Source organism: Pseudomonas capeferrum (assembly GCF_000731675.1).
In the GTDB taxonomy this organism is placed as follows: domain Bacteria; phylum Pseudomonadota; class Gammaproteobacteria; order Pseudomonadales; family Pseudomonadaceae; genus Aquipseudomonas; species Aquipseudomonas capeferrum.
In genome coordinates, this window is sequence record NZ_JMIT01000002.1 from 724,081 (window position 1) to 749,100 (window position 25,020).

Here is a 25,020-nt window from a genome sequence, read left to right on the forward strand (position 1 = left end):
GCGATTGCGCTGTTCCATCCCTTTGCGTCCTCTTTTTCTTATTGATGGTGTAGACGATTCAACGGCTCTTGAAGTGAGTCACGTTGTCCTTCACTGAAGCGTTGGCGGTGTCCAGGCTCAGGCGTTCACCGCTGGCGGCGTCAAACAGCAGTACCCGTGCCGGGTCGAACTGCAGGTTCAGACTGTCGCCGACCTTGCACGCCACATCCGGCGCCAGGCGGCAGCAGACCTTGGTCTGGTTGAGGGTGACGAACACCAGCAGGTCCGGCCCGGTGGGCTCGGTAACCTGCACGTCGGCGCGGATGCCGGGCAGGCCATTGCCCTCCCCCGTGCCCAGGGCAATCTGCTCGGGGCGGATGCCGAGGATGATCTCGCGCCCGTCCAGTTCAGCGCCGGCCACGCCCAACGGCAGCTCGCAACGCGCCTGGCCGCTGTCGAGCAGGGCCAATAGGCGCCCGTCCTGCCGAGCCAGGCGCACCGGAATGAAGTTCATCGGTGGCGAACCGATGAAACTGGCGACGAATTGGTTGGCCGGGTCGTTGTAGATCTGCTGCGGGGTACCGAACTGCTGGATGATGCCGTCCTTCATCACCGCCACTTTGTCGCCCAGGGTCATGGCCTCGATCTGGTCATGGGTGACGTACACCGTGGTGGTCTTCAGGCGCTGGTGCATCAGTTTCATTTCGGTGCGCATCTCGACCCGCAGCTTGGCGTCGAGGTTGGACAACGGTTCGTCGAACAAGTAGATCTTCGGCCGCCGCGCCAGCGCCCGGCCCATGGCCACGCGCTGCTGCTGGCCGCCGGAGAGCTGGGCAGGCTTGCGTGAAAGCAGGTGCTCGATCTGCAGCAGCTTGGCCACCCGCGCCACCTCCTCGTCGATGGCGGCCTGGGGCATCTTGCGGATCTTCAGGCCGAACTCGATGTTCTCACGCACGCTCATGGTCGGGTACAGCGCGTAGGACTGGAACACCATGGCGATGTCACGGTCCTTGGGGCTCATGCCGCTGACGTCCTGCTCGTCGATCAGGATGGCGCCGCCGGTGATCTGCTCAAGGCCGGCGATGCAGTTCATCAAGGTCGACTTGCCACAGCCCGAGGGGCCGACCAGGATCAGGAACTCGCCGTCCTTGATCGACAGCTGGATGTCCTTGAGGGTGTCCGGCAAGCCGCTGCCGTAGGTCTTGTTCACATTGCGAAGTTCAAGCGTTGCCATGACTTACCCCTTGACGGCGCCGGCCGTGAGGCCGCGGACGAAATACTTGCCTGCCACCACGTAGACCAGCAGGGTTGGCAGGCCGGCGATCATTGCCGCCGCCATATCGACGTTGTATTCCTTGGCCCCGGTGCTGGTGTTGACCAGGTTGTTCAGGGCCACGGTGATCGGTTGCGAGTCACCACTGGCGAACACCACACCGAACAGGAAGTCGTTCCAGATCTGGGTAAATTGCCAGATCAGGCAGACCATGATGATCGGTGTCGACATCGGCAGGATGATGCAACGGAAGATGGTGAAGAACCCGGCACCGTCCAGGCGCGCAGCCTTGACCAGCGCATCGGGGATGCTCACGTAGAAGTTGCGAAAGAACAGCGTGGTAAAGGCCAGGCCGTAGACCACATGCACTAGCACCAGGCCGCTGGTGGTGCTGGCCAGGCCCAGTTTGCCAAGGGTGAACGAGGCCGGCAGCAGCACCGTCTGGAACGGCAGGAAGCAGCCAAACAGCAGCAGGCCGAAGAACAGTTGCGAGCCCCGGAAGCGCCACATCGACAGCACATAGCCGTTGAGCGCACCGATGGCCGTGGAGATCAGCACGGCGGGCACGGTGATCATGATCGAGTTCCAGAAGTACCCGTTGACCGTGCCCCACGCCTTGACCCAGCCGACGCCACTGACCACAGTCGGCCAGCTCAACAGGTTGCCGCTGCTGATGTCTTCGGGGGTCTTGAAGCTGGTCAGCAGCATGACTACCAGCGGCACCAGGTACAGCAGCACGGCAATCAGCAGTACAGCGTGGATGGCGATGCGGCTGATGCTCAACGCCGGTTTTTCGGCAGGGCTATGCATGGCGTTTGCTCCGCAGCTCCGAATACAGGTAAGGCACGAGGATCGCCAGGATCGCCCCGAGCATGAGGATGGCGCTGGCCGAGCCCATGCCCATCTGGCCGCGGCTGAAGGTGAACGAGTACATGAACATCGCCGGCAGGTCGGACGAGTACCCTGGGCCACCGGCGGTCATCGCGGCCACCAGGTCGAAGCTCTTGATGGCGATGTGCGAGAGGATCATCACGGCGCTGAAGAACACCGGTCGCAGGCTTGGCAATACCACGGTCCAGTAGATGCGCGGCAGGCTGGCGCCGTCCATCTGTGCGGCGCGGATGATCGACTGGTCGACGCCGCGCAGGCCGGCGAGGAACATTGCCATGATGAAGCCCGAGGCTTGCCACACGGCGGCGATCACCAGGCAGTACACCACCCGGTCGGGGTCGATCAGCCAGTCCAGGCGAAAACCTTCCCAGCCCCAGTCGCGCAGCAGTTTGTCCAGGCCCATGCCGGGGTTGAGCAGCCACTTCCAGGCGGTGCCGGTGACAATCATCGACAGCGCCATGGGGTAGAGATAGATCGTGCGGATGAAGCCCTCGCGGCGGATGCGCTGGTCGAGCAACACCGCCAGCAGTACACCGATGGCCAGGCTGATGCCAATGAACAGCCCCCCGAACACCAACAGGTTCTTGCTGGCCACCCACCAGCGGTCGTTGTCGAACAACCGGGCGTATTGCGCCAGGCCCGCCCATTTGTAGGTTGGCAGAAAGGTCGAGGTGGTGAAGGACAGCACGAAGGTCCACAGGATGTAGCCATAGAAGCCCACCAGGACGATGAACATGCTCGGCGCCAGCACCAGCTTGGGTAGCCAGCGCTGCAGAGCGTCCAGGGGTGAGGCCCGCAGTTGGGCGGTAGTTGTGGTCATGATCTGCTTCCCAAACGATTGAGAGCTCCGCCCCCCATGGGGGCGGGCCTGGTTTACACCTTTGGGATCGGTTACCGGGCCGACTTGATCGCCGCCGCCAGCTTCTTCGCCGCATCGGCCGGGTCGGCCTTGGGGTCGTTGATGTAGTTGGTCACCACATCGAAGAAGGCGCCCTGCACCGCCAGCGTGGTGGCCATGTTGTGCGCCATGCTTGGTTGCAGGCCACCGCTTTTGGCGTCGGCCAGGAAGTCCTTGGCAGACGTCTGCGCGCAGGCGTCGAAGCCATACTTGCCCATATCGGCAAGCATGTCGTTACGCACCGGGATCGACCCTTTGTTGGTACTGAAGACCTTCTGGAAGTCCTCGCCCAACACGTTGCGGGCGATGTCCTGCTGACCGGCAGCCGTGCCTGCGTCCTTCTGCTTGAACACCACCAGCGAATCGATGTTGTACAGGAACGCATTGTCGGTACCGGGGAACGCGACGCACTGGTAATCCTTGCCGGCGGTCTTGTGCGCCAGGGTCCACTCGCTCTTGGCCCAGTCGCCCATGATCTGCATGCCGGCCTTGCCATTGATGACCTTGGCCGCTTCCAGGTTCCAGTCCTGGCCCTTGCCGTCAGGGTCCATGTAGGTGGCGACCTTCTTCAGCTCGGTCAGCGACTTGACCATTTGCGGCCCGGTCAGCGTCGCTTCGTCGAGGTCGACCAGGGCTTTCTTGTAGCCGTCCGCGCCCATTACCGACAGCACCACGCTTTCGAACACCGTGCTGTCCTGCCAGGGCTGGCCACCATGGGCGAGCGCAATGAAGCCGGCGGCCTTGAGCTTGTCGGCGGCGGCGTAGAATTCGTCGAGGGTGGTCGGCGCCTTGTCGATGCCGGCTTTCTTGAAGACGTCGGGGTTGATCCATAGCCAGTTGATGCGGTGGATGTTCACCGGTACGGCCACGTAGTCACCGTCGTACTTCACGGTGTCGGCGACTTTCTTGTCGAGCAGCGAGTCCCACTTCTCTTCTTTGGCGACATCCTTGAGCACATCCGTGTCGAGCAGGCCGGTGGCGGCCCACTCCTGAATGTCGGGGCCCTTGATCTGGGCAACGCCGGGCGGGTTGCCGGCCACGGCGCGGCTCTTGAGCACGGTCATGGCGGTGGCGCCGCCACCGCCGGCGACTGCACCATCCTTCCAGGTGAAGCCATCCTTCTCGACCTGGGCCTTGAGCACATCGACAGCCGCTTTTTCACCCCCCGAGGTCCACCAGTGCACCACTTCGACACTGCCTTTGGCGTCGGCGGCGAGGGCACTGAGCGGGAACAACGAGGCGAGGGAGATCGCGGCAGCGAGGCGGAGAGTCGAATTCATCGGAATACCTTTCTTGTTGTTATGCCGGGCAAGTCGATCGCTTGCATTGCATGGAGTCTAATCAGAGCGGTCGCTGCGCCAGGTAACGAAGCGATGCGTGAATGTCATCGTTTGGTTACATTGCGCGCCAGTGCGCTCGCCAGGCTCGGCGCCAACGGCAAGGTGGGCAACAGCACAGCCTGATAGGCGTGATAGAGGTCTGGCTTGCCTGCCCAGATAGCCGCTGCAGGTTGGTTGCCAGGGTCGAGTTCGTGATGCCAGCTTCCACCGACGCGGTCGATGAAGCGGCTGTCGATGAATGCCCAGAAACAGCCATACCAATCCGCGTACTGCTGCTCACCGGTGCGCCGCAGCAAGGCTGCCGCACTGGCGCACGCTTCGGCATGCACCCAGTGCAGGCGCTCGGGCACCCTGGGCTGGTTGTCCCAGCCCAGGGTGTAGACGATGCCCTCGGCGCCATCGACGTTCCAGGCATGCCGGCAGGCGTTGGCGAACAGCGCTCGCGCACTGGCCAGCAGCCACGCCGGCGTAGACAACCCGGCCAAGTGCCGTGCGGCCTCCAGGTGCAGAAGCAGGCGTGACCATTCGAACGCGTGGCCAGGCGTCGTGCCATAAGGCCGGAAATGATCGGTGGGGTTGGCCTGATTGTATTCAGGCAGCGGTTGCCAGTGCGCATCGAAATGTTCGACCACGCGGTAGTCGCTGGCAGCCGCATGGCCTTGAATGATGCGCTCGACGATGCGCAGGGCGCGCTGCAGCCAGAGCGCATCGCCGGTCACATCCGCCAGGGCGAGAAAGGCCTCGGTGGCGTGCATGTTGCTGTTGGCACCACGGTAGGCTTCCGGCTGCTGCCAGTCGCTGGCAAAGGACTCGCACAACGCCCCCTCTTCCTCGCTCCAGAAGCGTTCCTCGATGACCCGGATCGCCTCCTCCAGCACACCCTGCGCACCGCTGGCACCGGCTACCACTGCCGAGCTTGCGGCCAGCGCGACGAAGGCATGCAGGTAGGCCGCCTTGCCGTTGCCACCCTGCCCTTGCGGGCGATCGAACCAACCGCCGTGCGTGGCGTCATGCAGCGGCCCGCGCAAGGCCTGTACGCCATGCTCCACCAATGCCAGGCAGCCTGGTACACCCTGGAGGTGCGCCAGGGCGAAGCTGTGGGTCATGCGCGCAGTTGTCAGGGTTTCGGCAAGGGCCGAAGGCGGCAACTGGCCACGGGCGTCGAGATTGGCGAAGCCTTCAGGCACTTGCGAGGCCATCGCGAACGCCAGCAGCCGCCACCCTTCGTGGGTGAGCCAGGCGGTATGTTCCAGCGAATCGATAGAGTCCATGCAGCCACGTCTTCCATGCCAGAGGTGTGCAGAGTCTAGCCAGCCGTCCTGGCTGGAATGTCACGAAGGCCTGCCGTTGTGTCACCGGTCAGTGACATGGCCATCAGTCCAGGCTGCGGGGTAGATGAAGGGTCACGCGCAACCCGCCCTCGCGCAAGTTCAGCAGGCTGACCTCCCCGCCATGGCTATGGGCGATGTTGCGCGCAATCCCCAACCCCAACCCGTACCCCTGCTGCTGCCCGGCCAGCCTGAAGTGCGGCACGAACACCTGCTCCTGCTGTTGCTGCGGCACCCCCGGCCCCTGGTCATCCACCTGCAGGACAAAGCCCTCGTTGCTGTCGATGATGCGCAGGCGTGCCCGCTCGCCATACTTGATGGCATTGTCGATCAGGTTGCCGATGCAGCGGCGCAAGGCCAGCGGCTTACCCGGGTACGGCGCCAGCGCCTGGCCTTCGACGGTGATGCGGCCATCGCCCAGGTAGGGCTCGGCGAGAATCTCCAGTATCTGGTTGAGATCGACCGGCTCGATGTTCTCGTGAATGTCGGTGTCTTTTACGCACTGCAAGGCGCCTTTGACCAACAACTCCAGTTCATCCAGGTCTTGGCTGAACTTGGTTTGCAGGCGCTCATCTTCCAGCAGTTCGACACGCAGCCGCAGGCGGGTGATCGGCGTGCGCAGGTCGTGGGAAATGGCGCTGAACAACTGGCTGCGCTCGGTCAGGTAGCGGCTGATGCGCTCACGCATGCTGTTGAACGCCCGCCCCACCTCGACCACCTCGCTACCACCGCCCTCGGGCACTGGCGCCACATCGGCACCCAGCGACAGGTCCCGCGCGGCGCGCGCCAAGCGCTTGAGCGGCCAGCTTTGCCAGTGCACCAGCAGGCCGATGAACAGCAGCAGCAAGGCCGTCGTCATAACGATGAAGCCGATTTGCTGACGCGGCAGGCGTTCGGCTTCGAGGCTGGTATACGGCTCGGGCAGCAGCGAGGCGATGTACAGCCACTCGCCTTCGCCGAGGCGAATCTGCGTGACCAGCACCGGGGGGTTGAGTGGCTCCAGGGTCAGCGAATAATGGGCCCAGGAGCGCGGCAGCTCATCGAGCTTAAGGCCGCTGTTGAAGATGCGCAGGTCATCGGGGGCGACGAACTCCACGGAAATCTCCATCTGCGCGCCCAGCCGCTCGTGCAGCACCTGCTGGAACACATCGATGACCGCCTGCTTGCGCGGTGTTATGGGCAATACCGGCATGTCCAGCGGCTTGTCGTTGAGCGACACGAAAAAACGCGTACCGCCCATGCTGCGCAACTGGTCCAGCACCATCGGCCGATAGGCCACTGGCAAAGAACGGAAATAACTGACGCTGGCACTCATCGAATGGGCCAGGCTGCCGGCACTGGCGCGCAAGCCTTGCAACTGGCTGGCACGTAGCTGGGCGACCCAGATGACGCTGGACAAGCCCTGCGCCAGCAGTACCACCAGCAAGGTCAGCAGCAGCATGCGCCCCAGCAGCGAGCGTGGCAGCAGGCGCCAACGCCGCTCAGCAAGCACAGCAGACATGGGCAGCCAGCAGGTAACCACTGCCACGCACAGTGCGGATCAGCCGCGGCGGCTTGTCGGTGTCGCGCAAGCGCTGGCGTAGGCGGCTGACCGCCATGTCGACGATACGGTCCAGCGGCATCGGCTCACGGCCACGGGTGGCATTGCCGATGGTGTCACGGTCGAGGATCTGCTGGGGGTGATCGAGAAAAAGCTTGAGCAAAGCGAAGTCGGCGCCAGACAAGATCACCTCTTCGCCATCGCGGTGGAACAGGCGGTGGCTGACCGTGTCCAGGCGCCAGTCGTCGAAGGCCAGCACGGCACTGTTCGGCGCCGCCTGGCCGAACTCGGCACGGCGCAACAAGGCCTTGATCCGTGCCTGCAGCTCACGCGGGCTGAAGGGTTTACCCAGGTAGTCGTCGGCGCCCAGTTCCAGGCCGATGACCCGGTCGGCTTCGTCGGAGCTGGCGGTGAGCATGATGATGGGCACCCGCGCCTGGCGCGGGTGCTGGCGCACCCAGCGGCACAGGCTGAAGCCGTCTTCATCGGGCAGCATCACATCGAGGATGACCAGGTCGCAGGCGGTGCTTTCCAGGGCCTGACGAAAGCCCTGCCCGTCGGCCTCGGCGTGAACCTGGAAGCCGGAACGGCTCAGGTAGGTTTGCAACAGCTCACGGATTTCCTGATCGTCGTCGACCATCAGGATGGATTTACCGGCAGTGCTCAAGGTGTCCCGCCCTCTTGTTGTCACAGGTCTTTCGCCTGCTGTTTCGATATTGGGCTGCTTCGCTCTATTGATCCAGCACCTGCTGCAAAGCCACCCCCGCCCCCAGCAACCCGGAAAACTCCGCCGTCACCAGCCACACTGGCACCCCGGCAAAATACCCGCTCATGCAGCCCTTGTCGGCAAAGCTCGCGGCAAACCCGCTACGCAAAAACAGCTCGGCAAACCGCGGGATCACACCGCCGACAATGTAAACCCCACCCCGGGCGCCCAGGGTCAGAACATTGTTGCCCACCACCCGCCCCAGGAAGCGGCAGAACTGCTCGACCACCGCCAACGCCCGCGGTTCGCCACCCAGGGCGGCATCGGTAATATCGGCTGGAGTCTTGTGTCGCGGTATGTCGCCGTCCAGCGCGCAGATGGCTTGATACAAGCGCACCAGGCCACCGCCACTGAGCACCGTCTCGGCACTGACATGGCCAATCTGGCCATGAATCTGCTGGTGGATCGCCGCCTCACGGGCATTGCCCACCGGCAGGTCGACATGCCCACCCTCACCCGGCAATGCCTGCCAATGCTGTTCACCCAGGCGCAGCAGGCTGCCGACACCAAGGCCGGTACCCGGCCCGATCACCAAAGCAGGCCGCAGCGGGTCCGCCTGGCCAGGGCAGACTTCGCGGAATTCGCCCGCTTGCAGGCGCGTCATGCCCAAGGCCATGGCCGTGAAATCGTTGATCAGCAACAGCTGCTCGACCTGCAGCGTCTTGCAGAACGCACGCCGGCTGAGCCGCCAATGGTTGTTGGTGAAGCGAAACTCATCGCCATCGACCGGCCCGGCGACGGCCAGGCACACCGCCGAAAGGCCGCCACGGACAATGCCCTGATCGTGAAGGTAGGCTTCAATCGCCTGCTCGGGGCTTGTGTAGTCAGCGGTGGCGAAGACCTGCACCTGGTACAGCTGGTTGTCACGCCACAACGCAAAGCGGGCATTGGTGCCACCGATGTCGCCAACCAGCAGGTCCTTCATTTGAGGTTCTCCAGGGCCGAGGTAAAGGCGCTGGCGCCTTGCTCGGCCGAGCTGAACGCCATGCGCATGAAGCCGAACAGCTCGCGCCCGCAGCCCAGGTCGTTGCCCTGAGGTGCTGGCGGCAGGTCGCGGCTGGCCAGTTCCTGGGCCGAAACCCTGAGCTGCAGCGTACCTTCGACACCATCGACCCGCACGATATCACCATCGCGCACCCGTGCCAGCGGCCCACCGTCAAAGGCTTCGGGGCAAACGTGGATGGCAGCCGGGATCTTGCCCGACGCGCCCGACATGCGCCCATCGGTGACCAGCGCAACCTTGTAGCCGCGGTCTTGCAGCACACCGAGGAACGGCGTCAGCTTGTGCAGCTCCGGCATGCCGTTGCAACGTGGCCCCTGGAAGCGCACCACGGCTACGAAATCGCGCTCCAGCTCGCCGGCCTTGAAGGCGTCGGCCAACGACTGCTGGTCGTGGAATACCCGCGCCGGGGCTTCAACCACCTGATGCTCGCGGGCGACTGCGGAAACCTTCATCACCCCACGCCCAAGGTTGCCTTCCATCACCCGCAGGCCGCCTTCGGCCGAGAATGGCCGCGCCACCGGGCGCAGGATGGTCTCGTCCAGGCTGTGCAGCGGGCCTTCGCGCCAGACCAGCTTGCCGTTGTCGAGGAACGGCTCCTGGGTGTAGCGGCGCAAGCCGTGGCCCGCAACAGTGTTGACGTCTTCGTGCAGCAACCCTGCATCGAGCAGCTCGCGGATCAGGAAGGCCATGCCGCCAGCGGCCTGGAAGTGGTTGATGTCGGCTTTGCCATTGGGGTAGACATGGGACAGCGTCGGCACCACCTCGGACAGGTCGGCCATGTCCTGCCAGGTGAGCTGAATGCCCGCCGCCTGGGCGATCGCCGGCATGTGCAGGGTGTGGTTGGTCGAGCCGCCGGTGGCATGGAGGGCGACGATCGAGTTGACCAGCGACTTCTCGTCGACGACCTCGCCCAGTGGCATGAAGCTGCCGCTGGCCTTGGTCAGGCGCGTGACCTGCTGCGCGGCCTCGGCAGTGAGCGCATCGCGCAACGGCGTATAGGGGTTCACGAACGAGGCGCCTGGCAGGTGCAACCCCATCACTTCCATCACCAGCTGGTTGGTGTTGGCGGTGCCGTAGAAGGTGCAGGTGCCGGGGCTGTGGTAGGAGTTCATCTCCGACTCCAGCAGCTCCTCGCGGCTGGCCTTGCCCTCGGCATAGCGCTGGCGCACGTCGGCCTTCTGCTTGTTGGAGATGCCCGAGAGCATCGGGCCACCTGGCACGAAAATGGTCGGCAAGTGCCCGAAACGCAGCGCGCCCATCATCAGGCCGGGGACGATCTTGTCGCAGATGCCGAGCATCAGCGCGGCGTCGAACATGTTGTGCGACAGGGCCACGGCGGTGGACATGGCGATCACTTCACGGCTGGCGATGGCCAGCTCCATGCCCGGCTCGCCCTGGGTCACGCCATCGCACATGGCCGGCACGCCGCCGGCGAACTGGCCGACCGAGCCGACTTCACGCAGGGCCTGTTTGATCTGCTCTGGGAAGTGCTGGTACGGCTGGTGCGCCGAGAGCATGTCGTTGTAGGCCGAGACGATGGCGACGTTGGCCGCATTCATCAGCCGCAGGCTCTGCTTGTCTTGGGCGCCGCAACCGGCCACGCCGTGGGCGAAGTTGGCGCACTGCAGGCTGGCACGCATGGGTCCGTCACTGGCCGCGCCGCGAATCAGCTGCAGGTAGCGTTCACGGGTGGCACGGCTGCGTTCGACCAGCCGTTGGGTGACCTCAAGGATGCGCGGGTGCATGTACTGGACTCCAGGCTAACTGTATGGGCGGCTTACCGGGCATTTCCCCTCCAAACGATTGCGACCTAGGCTCTAGAACAGGGCCTTTGAGGCATCGCTGAGAGGCCTGCCCGACCACTCGTTGTATGTTTAAACAAAATACTGCCACTAAAAAGGCTTGTTTTCTATCTGATAGTGAATAATCTTGTAATTCCAACAACAAAACCGTTTCAGTGAAGCCCCTTTGTGCCACAGGCCTCACTCGGACCGCCAGAGGTAACGCCATGACCCTTCGCATCGCCATCAATGGATTCGGCCGCATAGGGCGCAATGTCCTTCGCGCACTGTATACCCAAGGCTACCGCCAGGACCTGCAGGTCGTCGCCATCAACGACCTGGGTGACAGCGCCATGAACGCCCACCTGCTCAAGTACGACAGCGTGCACGGCACCTTCGACGCCAGCGTAGAAGCCGATCATGAAAGCCTCACGGTCAATGGTGACCGTATCGCGGTCAGTGCCATCCGCAACCCGGCCGAGCTGCCCTGGAAGGCCGAAGCGATCGACGTGGTATTCGAATGCACCGGGCTGTTCACCGACCGGGCCAAGGCTGCCGCGCACCTGGCTGCGGGGGCTGGCAAAGTGATCGTCTCGGCACCGGCCAAGGGGGCTGACGCCACCGTGGTGTACGGGGTCAACCATGACGTGCTGCGCGCGTCGCACCAGATCATTTCCAATGCCTCCTGTACCACCAACTGCCTGGCGCCGATCGCCCAGGTACTGCACCGCGAGTTCGGCATCGAACAAGGCCTGATGACCACCATCCATGCCTACACCAACGACCAGGTGCTGACCGACGTCTACCACAGCGACCCCTACCGTGCGCGCTCGGCCACCCAGTCGATGATCCCGAGCAAGACCGGCGCCGCCGAAGCCGTGGGCCTGGTGCTGCCGGAACTGGCCGGCAAGCTGACCGGCATGGCGGTAAGGGTGCCGGTGATCAACGTGTCGCTGGTGGACCTCACCGTCAACCTCAAGCGTGACGCCAGCGCCGACGAGGTCAACCAGCTGTTCCAGGAGGCCAGCCGGCACTCCAAGGTATTGGGCTACAACGCCTTGCCATTGGTTTCGTGCGATTTCAACCACAACCCGCTGTCGGCGATCTTCGATGCCAACCATACCCGGACCAACGGGCGCATGCTGAAGGTGCTGGCCTGGTACGACAACGAATGGGGGTTCTCCAACCGGATGCTGGATAACTGCCTGGCGTTGTGCCAGGCCCGTTGAGCATGCCACGGGATTTGCAGCGCCTGTGAGATCGAGCGCCGCCCGCGCGGCGCTTCGCGGGGCAAGCCCGCTCCCACATTTGTTTCGGGCCAATCAATCCTGATCCATTCGCGCGCGGTCCCTTGTTTGTCCCCTTCGATATCGCGTCGTGCACCAAGGCGGACGCGCGCCGATTACACAGGCATGACTGGCCCGAAACAAATGTGGGAGCGGGCTTGCCCCGCGAAGCGCCGCGCGGGCGGCGCTCGATCTCAAAAGCACAGGATGTCCACCGCCATACACACTCCACTCACAATCTTTACCTTTTTCTAACATTTCCACACTTGACCAACGACACGGATGATAAGCATTATCATTAACCTTTCGTCGGCCAGGTCCCCCTGTGAGTCAGTCCCGGTTCAACTCCGTTTTCCTCGTCCAGCGCCTCAGCCTGCTGCGTACCCTGCAACGCATGGTGGGCAACCCCAGCACGGCCGAGGACCTGCTGCAGGAAACCTACCTGCGGGTTTCCCGTGCGCTGAGCGAACGGCCCATCGAACATATCGAACCGTTCGTGTTCCAGACCGCGCGCAACCTGGCCCTCGACCATTTGCGCGCACGCCGGGTGCAGTCCCGCATGCTGGTCGACGACGTGCCCGACGAGGTGCTGCACAGTGTCGCTGCGCCCGCCAGCAGCAGCGAGGACGCCGCCCACGCCGAGCAGCTGCTCAAGCACCTGAGCGTCAGCCTCAATCAACTGAGCGAGCGCCAGCAGCGCATCTTCATCCTCAGCCGCCTACATGGCGCCACCTACCTGGAAATTGCCGAGCAACTGAACGTCTCGGCCAGCACGGTGCAGAAGGAGTTGAAACTGATCATGGCCATCTGCATGGGCGTCGCCGACCGCCTCAAGTGATGCGACCGTCGGCCAGCCGGGCAACGCAAAGCACTTGCCACACCCGACCTTAGCCTTGATGATTCGTGAACAACCCTTGCAAGGATTCACCGTGACCGACCGCCCTGTCCCTCGCCCGACACCTGCCGGGCCCAACGCCCGTGCCCGTGCCATGGACGAGGCACTGGACTGGCTGGTACGCCTGCAATGCGCCGATGCGCACGACGCCCAGGCCTTCGAAGCCTGGCTCAGCGCCGCACCGGAAAACGCCGAAGCCTATGTTGAAGCAGAAGCGCTGTGGAATGGCACGCCATTGCACCAGGCGGCCGCGCAGCTGCATCAGGGCCAACGTCGATCCCTGCGCGGGCGCCTGCGCAGCCACTGGAAGCCCTTGGCCACCGCCGCGGTGTTGTTGATCGGCCTGTTCACCCTCGGCAACCTGCCCATGCGCCTGCAGGCCGATCACCTGACCGTGGTGGGCGAACGGCAGCGCCTGCAACTGGACGACGGCGCCAAAGTGTTGCTCAACACCAACTCGGCGTTCGCCAGTGACCTGCGAGAAGGGCGCCAGGTCGCGCGCCTGCTGCAGGGCGAGGCCTACTTCCAGGTGCCCGAGGGCGCGCAAGGGCCGCTCGAAGTCCAGGCCGGCCCGCTACGGGCCCAGGTGCGTGACACCGACTTCGCCGTGCGTTACCTCGACGGCGAAGCCCAGGTGCGGGTGCAGCGCGGTGATGTCGACCTGCAGGCCGCCAGCGACCAGCGCATCCGCCTCAGCGCCGGCGACAGCATCAGCGTCGGCCCCCAGGGCTTTGGCCAGCGCCAGCGCGCGGACATGCAAAAGGACCTGGCCTGGATCGACGGCCGCCTGGTATTCGAGAACTGCCCGTTGAGCCAGGTGCTGGCCGAGGTCAGGCGCTACTACCCGGGCTGGATCATCAACCGCAATGCCGGCCTGGAAGACGTCGCGGTCACGGGCAACTATCGCCTCGACCAACCGCTGGAAACCCTGCGCGCCCTGGCCCACATCACCTCTGCCCAGTTGCACGAATACCCCGCTGTGGTGATTCTCAACTGAGTTGCCACTGCAGGTGCTGCGACTGCGATAAATTATTTTTACGCGATCGCGCTACCCCGCCCGTCTCGTTATAGCCAATGCAACTGATTCTTGTTTGATAACAAGAACGGTCATCACCTATAACAGTTCGCGCGTCTGGGAGCGCTTTCGATGTCCACAGGTCCAACTCGCCCGTCCACACTTTCCCGCCGCACAGGGCAATTGTCCCTGCTGAGCCTGGCCCTGCTCGCCTGCGGCGCCTGCAGCCTGCCGGCCCTGGCCGCCGAACCTGCCCAGGCCAGCAGCCCGCGCATGGGTGACTATCGCTTCAGCATCGGCCAGCAGCCACTGGTTTCGGCCATCAACGCCTTCAGCCAGGTCACCGGCTGGCAGGTCGGCTTCAGTGCCGAACTGGCCGATGGCGTCGCCTCGCAAGGGGTGCAGGGCTCGCTGCCACCGGAGGCCGCGCTCAAGCGCCTGCTCAAGGGCACCGGCCTTGGCTATCGCAAGATCGGTAACGGCAACGTGGTGCTCGAGCGCCAGACCACGGGCAATGTCATCGCCCTGCAGCAGGTGACCGTCAGCGCCACCCGCAGCGCCCAGGACGTCAGCCAGGTGCCGAGCACCGTCAGCGTGCAGACCCGCGAGCAACTGGACCGGCAGAACGTCAACAACATCCAGGACCTGGTGCGCTACGAGCCAGGTGTTTCGGTGGCCGGTACCGGCCAGCGCAGCGGCCTGAACGGCTACAACATCCGCGGCATCGACGGCGAGCGGATCCTCACCCAGATCGACGGTGTGTCGATCCCCGACAGCTTCTTCTACGGCCCTTACGCCCAGACCCAGCGCAACTACGTCGACCCCGAGATCGTCAAGCGCGTGGAGATACTGCGCGGCCCCGCGTCGGTGCTATATGGCAGCAATGCCATCGGCGGCGCGGTCAGCTATTTCACCCTCGACCCGGACGACATCATCAAGCCCGGCGAGGACGTGGGTGCGCGCCTCAAGACCGGTTACAGCTCGGCCGACGAAAGCTGGCTGACCTCCGCCACCGTCGCCGGCCGCCAGGGCGACTTCGACGGCTTGCTGCACCTGAGCCAGCGTAACGGCCACGAGACCGAGTCCTACGGTGGCCACAGCGGTGACGGCCTGGCCCGCACCGAGGCCAACCCGCAGGACGTGCGCACCACCAACGTGCTGGCCAAACTGGGCTGGAACTACGCTGACGATGCGCGCCTGGGGTTCACCTACGAGCGCTACAAGGATGACCGCGACCAGAATATCCTCAGTGCGGTGGGTGGGCCGTTCATTCCAGGCTTTGGTGCCATGAATTCCTATCGTATGCGCCAGGGCAACGATACGGTGACCCGCGAACGCTTCGGCATCAACCATGAGTTCGGTCTCGATAGCTTGGTCGCCGACCATATCAAATGGAGCCTCAACTACCAGATTGCCAAAACCGATCAAACCACCGATGAGCTGTATGTCGCCTCGGGTCGGCAGGTACTTCGTGAACGTCAGACCACCTACAAGGATCGCCAATGGGTCTTTGATGCCCAGCTGGACAAAGCCTTCAGCATCGGTGCAACCGATCATTTGCTGACCTACGGCACCACGCTCAAGCATGAAAAGGTCACCGGCTCCCGTAGCGGTTCGGGCACTTGCCTGAACGTTGGCGGCACTTGCACCGCCATCGGGCAGGACAGCGCTCGCGACGGCCAGGTGCTGGTCAGCGACTTCCCGGACCCGACCATCAACACCTACAGCCTGTTCGTCCAGGACGAGATCCGCTGGAACAACTGGACCTTCATGCCAGGCGCACGCTATGACTACACGCACATGGAGCCCAAGTTCACCGATGCCTTCTTGCGTGGCCTGGAGTCCACCGGCACGGCACCCACCTCGCAGGACGACTCGGACAAGAAGTGGCACCGCGTCTCGCCCAAGTTTGGCCTGACTTACGCGTTCAACGACAATTACACCTGGTACGGCCAGTATGCCGAAGGCTTCCGCACGCCCACGGCCAAGTCCATGTACGGCCGCTTCCAGAACCTGGAGCAAGGCTACCGCGTAGAGGGCAACCCGGGTCTCGAACCTGAAAAGAGCAAAAGCTACGAAACCGGCCTGCGTGGCAACTTCGACGCGGGTAACTTCGATGTGGCGGTGTTCTACAACAAGTACCGCGACTTCATCGATGAAGATGCCGTGCAAAGCGCCAACCTGGAGCAAACCTTCCAGGCCAACAACATCAAGCACGCCACCATCAAAGGCGCCGAGGTCAAGGGCCGCCTGAACCTGGATCACTTCGGCGCGCCGCAAGGCCTGTACACCCAGGGCTCGATTGCCTACGCCTACGGTCGCAACGATGACACCGGCCAGCCGTTGAACACCGTCAACCCGCTCAAGGGTGTGTTCGGCCTGGGTTACGAGCAGCAAAACTACGGCGGCCTGCTGAGCTGGACGCTGGTCAAGCGCAAGACCCGCGTGGACGACACCCACTTCTACGCACCCGATGGCGCCAGCGCCAAGTTCCGCACCCCGGGCTATGGCGTGCTGGACCTGACCGGTTTCTACAAGGTGACCGACGACGTCACCATCAACGCCGGCCTGTACAACCTCACCGACAAGAAGTACTGGCAGTGGGACTCGGTACGCAGCTACGACGGCCAGGGTGAGGCTGCGGTAACCCAGCCAGCCAACATGGACCGCCTGACCATGCCGGGGCGCAACTTTGGCATCAATGTGGTGTGGGATATCTGATCCCTTGGGTAGGCCTTGAGCGTTGCAGCGTCTACAAGATCGAGCGCCGCAACCCTCAAGGCCACCACCAAAAAAACCCAGTTTTTTTACTGTCCCGCCCCCGCTATTTCGTCTTGTATCTAGACGCCCCTTTTTCCAAGGACTGCCCCCATGACCGAACGCCCAGCCCTGCGCTCCCAGCGCCTCAACCAGATCACCCACGCCCCGCACACCGAGCTGGATGCCCTGGTCAAGGCGCACGCCCCCTTCGACAGCCGTGAAAACTTCGCCCGCTTCGTGGTCGCCCAGTACCTGTTCCAGTCCGAACTCAAGGCCTTGTACAACGACCCGCAACTGATCGCCATCGTCCCCGACCTGGCCGAGCGTTGCCGCGCCGAACAGGCCCGCCTGGACCTCGCCGACCTCGACACCGAAGTGCCCGGCGCAGTCCCTGGCGCGGTACAAAATCCGAGCCTGGGCGAGGCCATGGGCTGGATCTTCGTCTCCGAAGGCTCCAAACTGGGCGCTGCGTTTCTGATCAAGCGTGCCGTGGCCCTTGAGCTGTCCGACAGCTTCGGTGCCCGCCACTTGGGCGAACCGGCCGGCGGCCGTGCCGAAGGCTGGAAACAGTTCACCCGCATCCTCGATGGCCTGGCGCTGTCGGCCGAAGAAGAGGCCGCCGCCGAACGGGGCGCTGTCGCAGCCTTCGAGCGCTTCACCGAGCTGCTCAAGCACGCCTATGCGGCGGATGCCGCGCTGGTTTGACACGCTGTACCCGGCCACCCCACCGGTGGCCGAACCGTTTTTCGCAGTGAGACCATGACCCAACCTGCCCGCTCGAAACTCGCTCGCCTGCTGTATGGAATCCTGGCTTACGTAAGCCTGGGGGTTGGCCTGGTCGCGATCGTCATTCCCGGCCTGCCGACCACCGAGTTCATCCTGCTGGCCGCCTGGGCAGCCACCCGCAGTTCACCGCGCCTTTCTGCCTGGCTGGAGAATCACCGGTTGTTCGGGCCGATTCTGTTCAACTGGCGCAATGGCAAGGTGATCCAGCGCCGGGCCAAGGTCAGCGCCACCATCAGCATGCTGCTGTGCGCAGGCCTGATGCTGACCTTCCTCGATCACCACTGGCCGGTGTTTCTGGCGATCGGCGGCATGACCCTGGGCAACCTGTGGATCTGGTCGCGCCCAGAACAAGCTTGCGTAGCCGGGTCACAAGCTCAGCAACCCTGAATACAGGGCATACGCCGCCAGCGCAGCGCCCGCCAGCACCGCAGCGAAAATCAGCTTCTCCCACGTGGTGAACAGGGTCTGCCCCTGCTCGTGCTTGGCCCTGGCGAACAGAATCACACCGGGGGCATACAGCAGCGCCGACAGCAGCAGGTACTTGAGCCCACCGGCGTACAGCAACCACACCGCATACAGCAGGGCAACCATCGCCACCAGCAGGTCCTTGCGCCGCAGGCCCGCTTGCCCGGCGTAGGAGTCTCCACGCAGCGCCAGCAACACCGCATACGCCGCCGACCACAGGTAAGGCACCAGAATCATCGACGAAGCCAGGTAGATGAGGCTGGTGTAGGTCCCGGCCGAAACCAGGGTGATCAGCAAGAAGCCCTGGATCATGCAGTTGGTCAGCCACAGGGCATTAGCCGGCACATGGTTGGCGTTTTCCTTGGCCAGAAAGCGCGGCATGGTCTTGTCACGCGCGGTGGCGTACAGGATCTCGGCGCACAGCAATGCCCATGAAAGCAAGGCGCCGAGCAGTGAAACGGCCAGGCCGATACTGATCAACAATGCGCCCCACGGGCCAACGATGTGTTCGAGCACCGATGCCAATGACGGGTTCTGCAGCCCGGCCAGCTCCGGTTGGGTCATCACCCCCAGCGACAGCACGTTAACCAGCACCAGCAGCGCCAGCACGCCCAGAAAGCCGATCACCGTGGCCTTGCCCACATCCGACCGGCGCTGTGCACGCCCGGAATACACGCTGGCGCCTTCGATGCCGATGAACACGAACACGGTGACCAGCATCATGTTGCGCACCTGGTCCAGCACATTGCCGAACTGCGGGTTGCTCAAGCCCCAGATATCACGGGTGAAGATGTCGGCGCGAAAGGCAAACGCCGCGATGACGATGAAAATCAGCAACGGCACCACCTTGGCCACGGTGGTCACCTGGTTGATGAACGCCGCTTCCTTGATGCCGCGCAACACCAGAAAGTGCACAGCCCACAGCAGCAGCGAGGCGCAGCCGATGGCGATAGGCGTGTTGCCCTCGCCAAACACCGGAAAATAGAACCCCAGCGTACTGAACAGCAGCACGAAATAGCCGACGTTGCCGAGCCAGGCGCTGATCCAGTAGCCCCAGGCCGAAGAGAAGCCCATGTAGTCGCCAAAGCCCGCCTTGGCGTAGGCATACACGCCCGAGTCCAGTTCAGGCTTGCGGTTGGCCAGGGTCTGGAACACGAACGCCAGGGCCAGCATGCCAACCGCCGTGATGCCCCAACCGATCAGTACCGCGCCGACATCGGCACGCGCCGCCATGTTCTGCGGCAGCGAGAAGATCCCGCCACCGATCATCGAACCCACCACCAGTGCGATCAGCGCGCCCAGGCGCAGCTTCTGTCCCGGTTCGCTCATGTGCCTCCCTTTTTTTCACCCGCTGTCATTCGTTTGAAACAGCCATGCCGGCCATATTAAGCGCGGTGGCTTATATGGGTTAACGCCATAAAAGCTATAGCACTCATAACTGCTTTGTCTATGCCAACCCTCTGTAAAAATTAGCAGCTGCCCAGCAACTAGGGAAGGCGCTGTTAAAACTCGAAATTCTTGTGAAAAATTTGCGAAAGCCTCAAAAACGGCTAGCTTCAAGCAGCGCAGGCCGAACAGAGCGTTTGCTCTAGTAGTACATGGAGGTGCCAGCCCACAAGGCCTGCGGCAAAGCTGTCGGCACTCTCCAGGAGCCATGTGAAGGATTTTTCCTACTTCACATGACCATGAACTGACCCACGTCAGCGAATGGCCCCGGCGTCGGATTTATTCTGTCGTCAACTTTCTCCTGGCAGGAGTTGTTAAATGTCTGATTCATCCGGAAAATTAAAACTCGGTGCGCTAGTTGCACTTGTAGTGGGTTCAATGATCGGTGGCGGGATCTTCTCGCTGCCCCAAAACATGGCGGCCAGCGCGGGGGTTGGCGCGGTGCTTATCGGTTGGGCCATCACCGCGGTCGGCATGCTGACCCTGGCGTTCGTGTTCCAGACCCTGGCCAACCGCAAACCTGACCTGGACGGCGGGGTTTACGCCTACGCCAAGGCCGGTTTTGGTGACTACATGGGCTTCTCTTCAGCCTGGGGTTACTGGATTAGTGCCTGGTTGGGCAACGTCGGTTACTTCGTGCTGCTGTTCAGCACCCTCGGTTACTTCTTCCCGATCTTCGGTGAGGGCAACACGCCCGCCGCGATCATCGGCGCTTCGATCCTGCTCTGGGCCGTGCACTTCCTGGTCCTGCGCGGCATCAAGGAAGCGGCGTTCATCAACCTGGTCACCACCGTGGCCAAGATCGTGCCGCTGGTGCTGTTCACCCTGATCTGCCTGTTCGCCTTCAAACTCGACGTGTTCACCGCCGACATCTGGGGCCTGGGCACACCGGAGCTGGGCAGCGTGATGAACCAGGTGCGCAACATGATGCTGGTCACCGTCTGGGTGTTCATCGGCATCGAGGGCGCGAGCATCTTCTCGTCACGGGCGGAAAAACGCGCTGACGTGGGCAAGGCCACCGTCATCGGCTTCGTCACCGTGCTGCTGTTCCTGGTGCTGGTCAACGTGCTGTCGCTGGGCATCATGACCCAACCGGAACTGGCCAAACTGCAGAACCCGTCGATGGCCGCCGTGCTTGAACATGTGGTCGGCCACTGGGGTGCGGTGCTGATCAGCGTCGGCTTGATCATCTCGCTGCTCGGGGCCCTGCTGTCGTGGGTGCTGCTGTGCGCCGAAATCATGTTCGCCGCCGCCAAAGACCACACCATGCCGGAGTTCCTGCGCCGCGAAAACGCCAATCAGGTGCCAGCCAACGCCCTGTGGCTGACCAACGCCATGGTGCAGATCTTCCTGGTCATCACGCTGTTCTCCAGCAGTACCTACCTGTCGCTGATCTACCTCGCCACCTCGATGATCCTGGTGCCTTACCTATGGTCGGCGGCGTATGCATTCCTGTTGGCACTGCGCAATGAAACCTACGAGCAAGCCTTGGCCGAACGCAAGAAGGACCTGTTCATCGGCGCCATCGCTCTGCTGTACGCCATCTGGCTGCTGTACGCCGGCGGCGTGAAATACCTGCTGCTCTCGGCCCTGCTGTATGCCCCGGGGGCCATCCTGTTCGCCAAGGCCAAGCGCGAGGTTGGCCAACCTGTCTTCACCAACGTGGAAAAACTGATCTTCGCGGCCGTGGTCGTCGGCGCCCTGGTGGCTGCCTATGGCCTGTACGACGGCTTCCTGACCCTTTGACCCACGTCTTCGCACACATGGAGGAATGAACAATGTCCGCTGAAAAACAGAAGTACGGTGTCCACTCCGAAGCCGGCAAACTGCGCAAAGTGATGGTCTGCTCCCCAGGCCTGGCACACAAGCGCCTGACCCCGAGCAACTGCGATGAACTGCTCTTCGACGATGTAATCTGGGTCGACCAGGCCAAGCGCGACCATTTCGACTTCGTCACCAAGATGCGCGAGCGCGGCGTCGATGTATTGGAAATGCACAACCTGCTGACCGACATCGTGCAAGACAAAGAGGCCCTGAAGTGGATCCTCGACCGCAAAATCACCCCTGACACTGTCGGCGTAGGCCTGACCAACGAAGTGCGCAGCTGGCTCGAAGGCCTTGAGCCACGCCATCTGGCCGAGTTCCTGATCGGCGGCGTGGCAGGCCAGGACCTGCCGCAGAGCGAAGGCGCCGATGTGGTCAAGATGTACAACGACTACCTGGGCCACTCCAGCTTCATCCTGCCACCGCTGCCCAACACCCAGTTCACCCGTGACACCACCTGCTGGATCTACGGCGGCGTTACGCTCAACCCGATGTACTGGCCGGCGCGACGCCAGGAAACGCTGCTGACCACCGCCATCTACAAGTTCCACAAGGAGTTCACCGGTGCCGACTTCCAGGTCTGGTACGGCGACCCGGACAAACAGCACGGCAACGCCACCCTCGAAGGCGGTGACGTGATGCCGATCGGCAAGGGCATCGTGCTGATCGGTATGGGCGAGCGCACCTCGCGCCAGGCCATCGGCCAATTGGCGCAGAACCTGTTCGCCAAAGGCGCGGTGGAAAAAGTCATCGTCGCCGGCCTGCCGAAATCGCGCGCCGCGATGCACCTGGACACCGTGTTCAGCTTCTGCGACCGCGACCTGGTCACGGTCTTCCCGGAAGTGGTGAAAGAGATCGTGCCGTTCATCATCCGCCCCGACGAAAGCAAGCCTTATGGCATGGACGTGCGCCGCGAGAACAAGTCGTTCCTCGACGTGGTCGGCGAACAACTGGGCGTCAAGCTGCGCGTGGTCGAAACCGGTGGCAACAGCTTCGCCGCCGAACGCGAGCAGTGGGATGACGGCAACAACGTGGTGGCGGTAGAGCCCGGCGTGGTCATCGGCTACGACCGCAACACCTATACCAACACCCTGCTGCGCAAGGCCGGTATCGAGGTCATCACCATCAGCGCCGGCGAACTTGGCCGGGGCCGTGGCGGCGGCCATTGCATGACCTGCCCGATCGTGCGCGACCCGCTCGACTACTAACGACCATCACTCCCGGCCGCCTCCACAAGACTGCGGCCGGGCACCTCACCGAATTCAAGGAGAAACCGTCATGGCGTTCAATATTCACAACCGCAACCTGCTCAGCCTCGAACATCACACCACGCGCGAGCTGCGCTACCTGCTGGACCTGTCCCGCGACCTCAAGCGCGCCAAGTACACCGGTACCGAACAGCAGCACCTGAAGGGCAACAACATTGCCCTGATCTTCGAGAAGACCTCGACCCGCACCCGCTGCGCCTTCGAAGTCGCGGCCTATGACCAGGGCGCCAACGTCACCTACATCGACCCCAACTCCTCGCAGATCGGCCACAAGGAAAGCATGAAGGACACCGCCCGCGTGCTCGGGCGCATGTACGATGCCATCGAGTACCGTGGCTTCAAGCAGGAAATCGTCGAAGAACTGGCGAAGTTCGCCGGCGTGCCGGTGTTCAACGGGTTGACCGACGAATACCACCCGACCCAGATGATCGCCGACGTGCTGACCATGCGTGAGCACAGCGACAAGCCACTTCACGACATCAGCTACGCCTACCTGGGCGATGCCCGCAACAACATGGGCAACTCGCTGCTGCTGATCGGTGCCAAGCTTGGCATGGACGTGCGCATTGCCGCGCCAAAGGCGCTGTGGCCGCATGACGACCTGGTCGAACGCTGCAAAAAGTACGCTGAAGAAAGCGGCGCCCGCATCACCCTGACCGAAGACCCGAAAGCTGCCGTCAAGGGCGTGGACTTCGTGCACACCGACGTGTGGGTATCGATGGGCGAGCCCATCGAAGCCTGGGGCGAACGCATCAAGCAGCTCAAGCCTTACCAGGTGAATGCCGAGCTGATGAAGTCTACCGGCAACCCGCGCACCAAGTTCATGCACTGCCTGCCGGCCTTCCACAACTCCGACACCAAGGTCGGCAAGCAGATTGCCGAACAGTACCCGGACCTGGCCAACGGTATCGAAGTGACCGATGACGTGTTCGAGTCACCGGCCTGCATCGCCTTCGAGCAAGCGGAAAACCGTATGCACACGATCAAGGCGATCCTGGTGTCGACCCTGGCTGACCTCTAAAGGCCACACCGGCCCCGATGGCGCGCGGGCTTGCCCGTGCCCCATCGGGGCTGCGTCGACCGTCAAAATTCCCGATAAAGGACATTCCCCATGCGTATCGTTGTTGCATTGGGCGGCAACGCCCTGCTGCGTCGCGGCGAGCCCATGACCGCTGACAACCAGCGCGCCAATATCCGCACCGCTACCGAGCAGATCGCCAAGATCCACCCCGGCAACGAGCTGGTCATCGCCCACGGCAACGGCCCGCAGGTAGGCCTGCTGTCGCTGCAGGCGCTGTCTTACAAACCCGACGAAGCCTACCCGCTGGACGTGCTCGGTGCCGAGACAGAAGGCATGATCGGCTACATGATCGAACAGGAGCTGGGCAACCTGCTGGCGTTCGAAGTACCGTTCGCCACGCTGCTCACCCAGGTTGAAGTGGACGCCAACGACCCCGCTTTCAAAGACCCGACCAAGTTCATCGGCCCGGTCTACAGCAAGGAAGAGGCCGAGCGCCTGGCCAAGGAAAAAGGCTGGGTGGTCAAGCCCGACGGCGACAAGTACCGCCGCGTGGTGGCCAGCCCCAAACCCAAGCGCATCTTCGAGATCCGCCCGATCAAGTGGCTGCTGGAAAAGAGCAGCATCGTGATTTGCGCCGGCGGCGGTGGCATCCCCACCATGTACGATGAAAACCGCAAGCTCAAAGGCATCGAAGCGGTCATCGACAAAGACCTGTGCTCTGCCCTGCTGGCCGAGCAATTGGAAGCCGACCTTCTGATCATCGCCACCGACGTCGATGCGGCCTACATTGACTGGGGCAAGCCCACGCAAAAAGCCATTGCCCAGGCCCACCCCGACGAACTCGAACGCCTGGGCTTCGCCGCCGGCTCCATGGGGCCAAAGGTGCAAGCGGCCAGTGACTTTGCCCGTAACACCGGCAAAGTGGCGGTGATCAGCTCGCTGGAAAACATCGAGGACATCGTCAAAGGCACCGCGGGCACCCGGGTTTCCACCGCCACGCCTGGGATCAGCTACCGTTGAATGCAGTGGGCGGGCGCCTGGCGTCCGCCATTTTCGACCTTCCAAAGGAGCTTGCCATGGCCCAGTACCACCCTGGTCATGTACACATCGAGCGCAGCGCGCTGAACACCAATGACCACAGCTATGACCTGAACATCGAATACGAGGCAGCGTCGGATCCCAAGGAAGGCAGAGGCATTCAGTTCCACATGCATGGCAGCATCGAAGGCAAGACGGTGGACGAAAAGTTCTTCCTGGCCAAGGACCAAGTGCTGCCCAGTTTCCTCATGCTGTTGACCCGCAAGGCCCAGTCCTACCTGGCCCCGCCGAAGAAATTCGAGAACCTGGGGTCACCGCACAAGATCTATGACTTCATGTTCAGCGATATTCGCGAAAAACTCGAAGTGAAGTCGGGCGACCCGATCAAGCCTGAACATCTCGAGTAACAATGAACTG

General features: G+C 62.9%; 21 protein-coding genes. 11 read left to right on the forward strand and 10 right to left on the reverse strand.

Annotated features, from left to right (window positions below):
• Positions 1-58: 58 nt before the first annotated feature.
• The 9 genes from PC358_RS15805 to edd form a co-directional block, all read right to left on the reverse strand.
• A complete protein-coding gene (locus PC358_RS15805; protein WP_033701023.1) occupies positions 59-1,213 on the reverse strand; it encodes an ABC transporter ATP-binding protein in 1,155 nt (384 codons plus the stop codon).
• A gap of 3 nt (positions 1,214-1,216) precedes the next feature.
• Positions 1,217-2,062, reverse strand: a complete 846-nt coding sequence (locus PC358_RS15810; protein ID WP_033701025.1) for a carbohydrate ABC transporter permease — start codon at positions 2,060-2,062, stop codon at positions 1,217-1,219.
• On the reverse strand, positions 2,055-2,963 hold the full coding sequence (locus PC358_RS15815; protein WP_033701027.1) for a carbohydrate ABC transporter permease: 909 nt from the start codon (positions 2,961-2,963) through the stop codon (positions 2,055-2,057). Before PC358_RS15815 ends, PC358_RS15810 begins: the two co-directional genes overlap by 8 nt.
• Positions 2,964-3,034: 71 nt before the next feature.
• Positions 3,035-4,321 carry an ABC transporter substrate-binding protein gene (locus PC358_RS15820; protein WP_033701028.1) on the reverse strand — a complete coding sequence of 429 codons (1,287 nt, stop codon included), beginning with the start codon at positions 4,319-4,321 and terminating at the stop codon, positions 3,035-3,037.
• A gap of 104 nt (positions 4,322-4,425) precedes the next feature.
• The gene (locus PC358_RS15825; RefSeq protein WP_033701029.1) at positions 4,426-5,652 is read right to left on the reverse strand and encodes a D-mannose isomerase; all 1,227 of its coding nucleotides are present in this window, start codon (positions 5,650-5,652) and stop codon (positions 4,426-4,428) included.
• A 103-nt stretch (positions 5,653-5,755) separates the two neighbouring features.
• Positions 5,756-7,210: an ATP-binding protein gene (locus tag PC358_RS15830; RefSeq protein WP_033701030.1), complete on the reverse strand. Its 1,455-nt coding sequence runs from the start codon at positions 7,208-7,210 to the stop codon at positions 5,756-5,758.
• The gene (gene gltR / locus PC358_RS15835) at positions 7,191-7,916 is read right to left on the reverse strand and encodes a two-component system response regulator GltR (protein ID WP_033701031.1); all 726 of its coding nucleotides are present in this window, start codon (positions 7,914-7,916) and stop codon (positions 7,191-7,193) included. The genes PC358_RS15830 and gltR overlap by 20 nt, the downstream gene beginning before the upstream one ends.
• 64 nt (positions 7,917-7,980) lie before the next feature.
• A complete protein-coding gene (locus PC358_RS15840) occupies positions 7,981-8,940 on the reverse strand; it encodes a glucokinase (RefSeq protein ID WP_033701032.1) in 960 nt (319 codons plus the stop codon).
• Complete coding sequence (edd, locus tag PC358_RS15845) at positions 8,937-10,763, reverse strand: phosphogluconate dehydratase (RefSeq protein WP_033701034.1); 1,827 nt, start codon at positions 10,761-10,763, stop codon at positions 8,937-8,939. The genes PC358_RS15840 and edd overlap by 4 nt, the downstream gene beginning before the upstream one ends.
• Positions 10,764-11,026: 263 nt before the next feature.
• On the opposite strand from edd, the gene gap reads away from it, so the two are divergent.
• The 6 genes from gap to PC358_RS15875 all read left to right on the forward strand — a co-directional run bounded on the left by gap (position 11,027) and on the right by PC358_RS15875 (position 17,928).
• On the forward strand, positions 11,027-12,028 hold the full coding sequence (gap, locus tag PC358_RS15850) for a type I glyceraldehyde-3-phosphate dehydrogenase (protein WP_033701035.1): 1,002 nt from the start codon (positions 11,027-11,029) through the stop codon (positions 12,026-12,028).
• Positions 12,029-12,410: 382 nt separating this feature from the next.
• Positions 12,411-12,923, forward strand: coding sequence for an RNA polymerase sigma factor (locus tag PC358_RS15855; RefSeq protein ID WP_033701037.1), 513 nt, complete (start codon positions 12,411-12,413; stop codon positions 12,921-12,923).
• Positions 12,924-13,014: 91 nt separating this feature from the next.
• Positions 13,015-13,977, forward strand: a complete 963-nt coding sequence (locus PC358_RS15860) for a FecR family protein (protein ID WP_033701038.1) — start codon at positions 13,015-13,017, stop codon at positions 13,975-13,977.
• A 150-nt stretch (positions 13,978-14,127) separates the two neighbouring features.
• Positions 14,128-16,716, forward strand: coding sequence for a TonB-dependent receptor (locus PC358_RS15865; protein ID WP_033701039.1), 2,589 nt, complete (start codon positions 14,128-14,130; stop codon positions 16,714-16,716).
• 150 nt (positions 16,717-16,866) lie between these two features.
• Entirely contained in the window at positions 16,867-17,460 is a 594-nt protein-coding gene (locus tag PC358_RS15870; protein ID WP_033701040.1) for a biliverdin-producing heme oxygenase, read from the forward strand.
• A 54-nt stretch (positions 17,461-17,514) separates the two neighbouring features.
• Positions 17,515-17,928, forward strand: coding sequence for a YbaN family protein (locus tag PC358_RS15875; protein WP_033701041.1), 414 nt, complete (start codon positions 17,515-17,517; stop codon positions 17,926-17,928).
• Here PC358_RS15875 and arcD (PC358_RS15880) read toward each other — a convergent pair.
• Positions 17,908-19,335 carry an arginine-ornithine antiporter gene (gene arcD, locus PC358_RS15880; protein ID WP_033701042.1) on the reverse strand — a complete coding sequence of 476 codons (1,428 nt, stop codon included), beginning with the start codon at positions 19,333-19,335 and terminating at the stop codon, positions 17,908-17,910. The genes PC358_RS15875 and arcD (PC358_RS15880) overlap by 21 nt on opposite strands.
• A gap of 435 nt (positions 19,336-19,770) precedes the next feature.
• Here arcD (PC358_RS15880) and arcD (PC358_RS15885) point away from each other — a divergent pair, with 435 nt between their 5' ends.
• The 5 genes from arcD (PC358_RS15885) (at position 19,771) to PC358_RS15905 (ending at position 25,010) form a co-directional block, all read left to right on the forward strand.
• The gene (arcD, locus tag PC358_RS15885) at positions 19,771-21,198 is read left to right on the forward strand and encodes an arginine-ornithine antiporter (protein WP_033701045.1); all 1,428 of its coding nucleotides are present in this window, start codon (positions 19,771-19,773) and stop codon (positions 21,196-21,198) included.
• Positions 21,199-21,230: 32 nt separating this feature from the next.
• Positions 21,231-22,484 carry an arginine deiminase gene (arcA, locus tag PC358_RS15890; protein ID WP_033701046.1) on the forward strand — a complete coding sequence of 418 codons (1,254 nt, stop codon included), beginning with the start codon at positions 21,231-21,233 and terminating at the stop codon, positions 22,482-22,484.
• 70 nt (positions 22,485-22,554) lie between these two features.
• A complete protein-coding gene (locus PC358_RS15895; protein WP_016485079.1) occupies positions 22,555-23,565 on the forward strand; it encodes an ornithine carbamoyltransferase in 1,011 nt (336 codons plus the stop codon).
• Positions 23,566-23,655: 90 nt separating this feature from the next.
• Entirely contained in the window at positions 23,656-24,585 is a 930-nt protein-coding gene (gene arcC, locus PC358_RS15900; protein WP_033701047.1) for a carbamate kinase, read from the forward strand.
• Positions 24,586-24,641: 56 nt separating this feature from the next.
• A complete protein-coding gene (locus PC358_RS15905; RefSeq protein ID WP_033701048.1) occupies positions 24,642-25,010 on the forward strand; it encodes a DUF5064 family protein in 369 nt (122 codons plus the stop codon).
• The last annotated feature ends 10 nt before the right edge of the window (positions 25,011-25,020 follow it).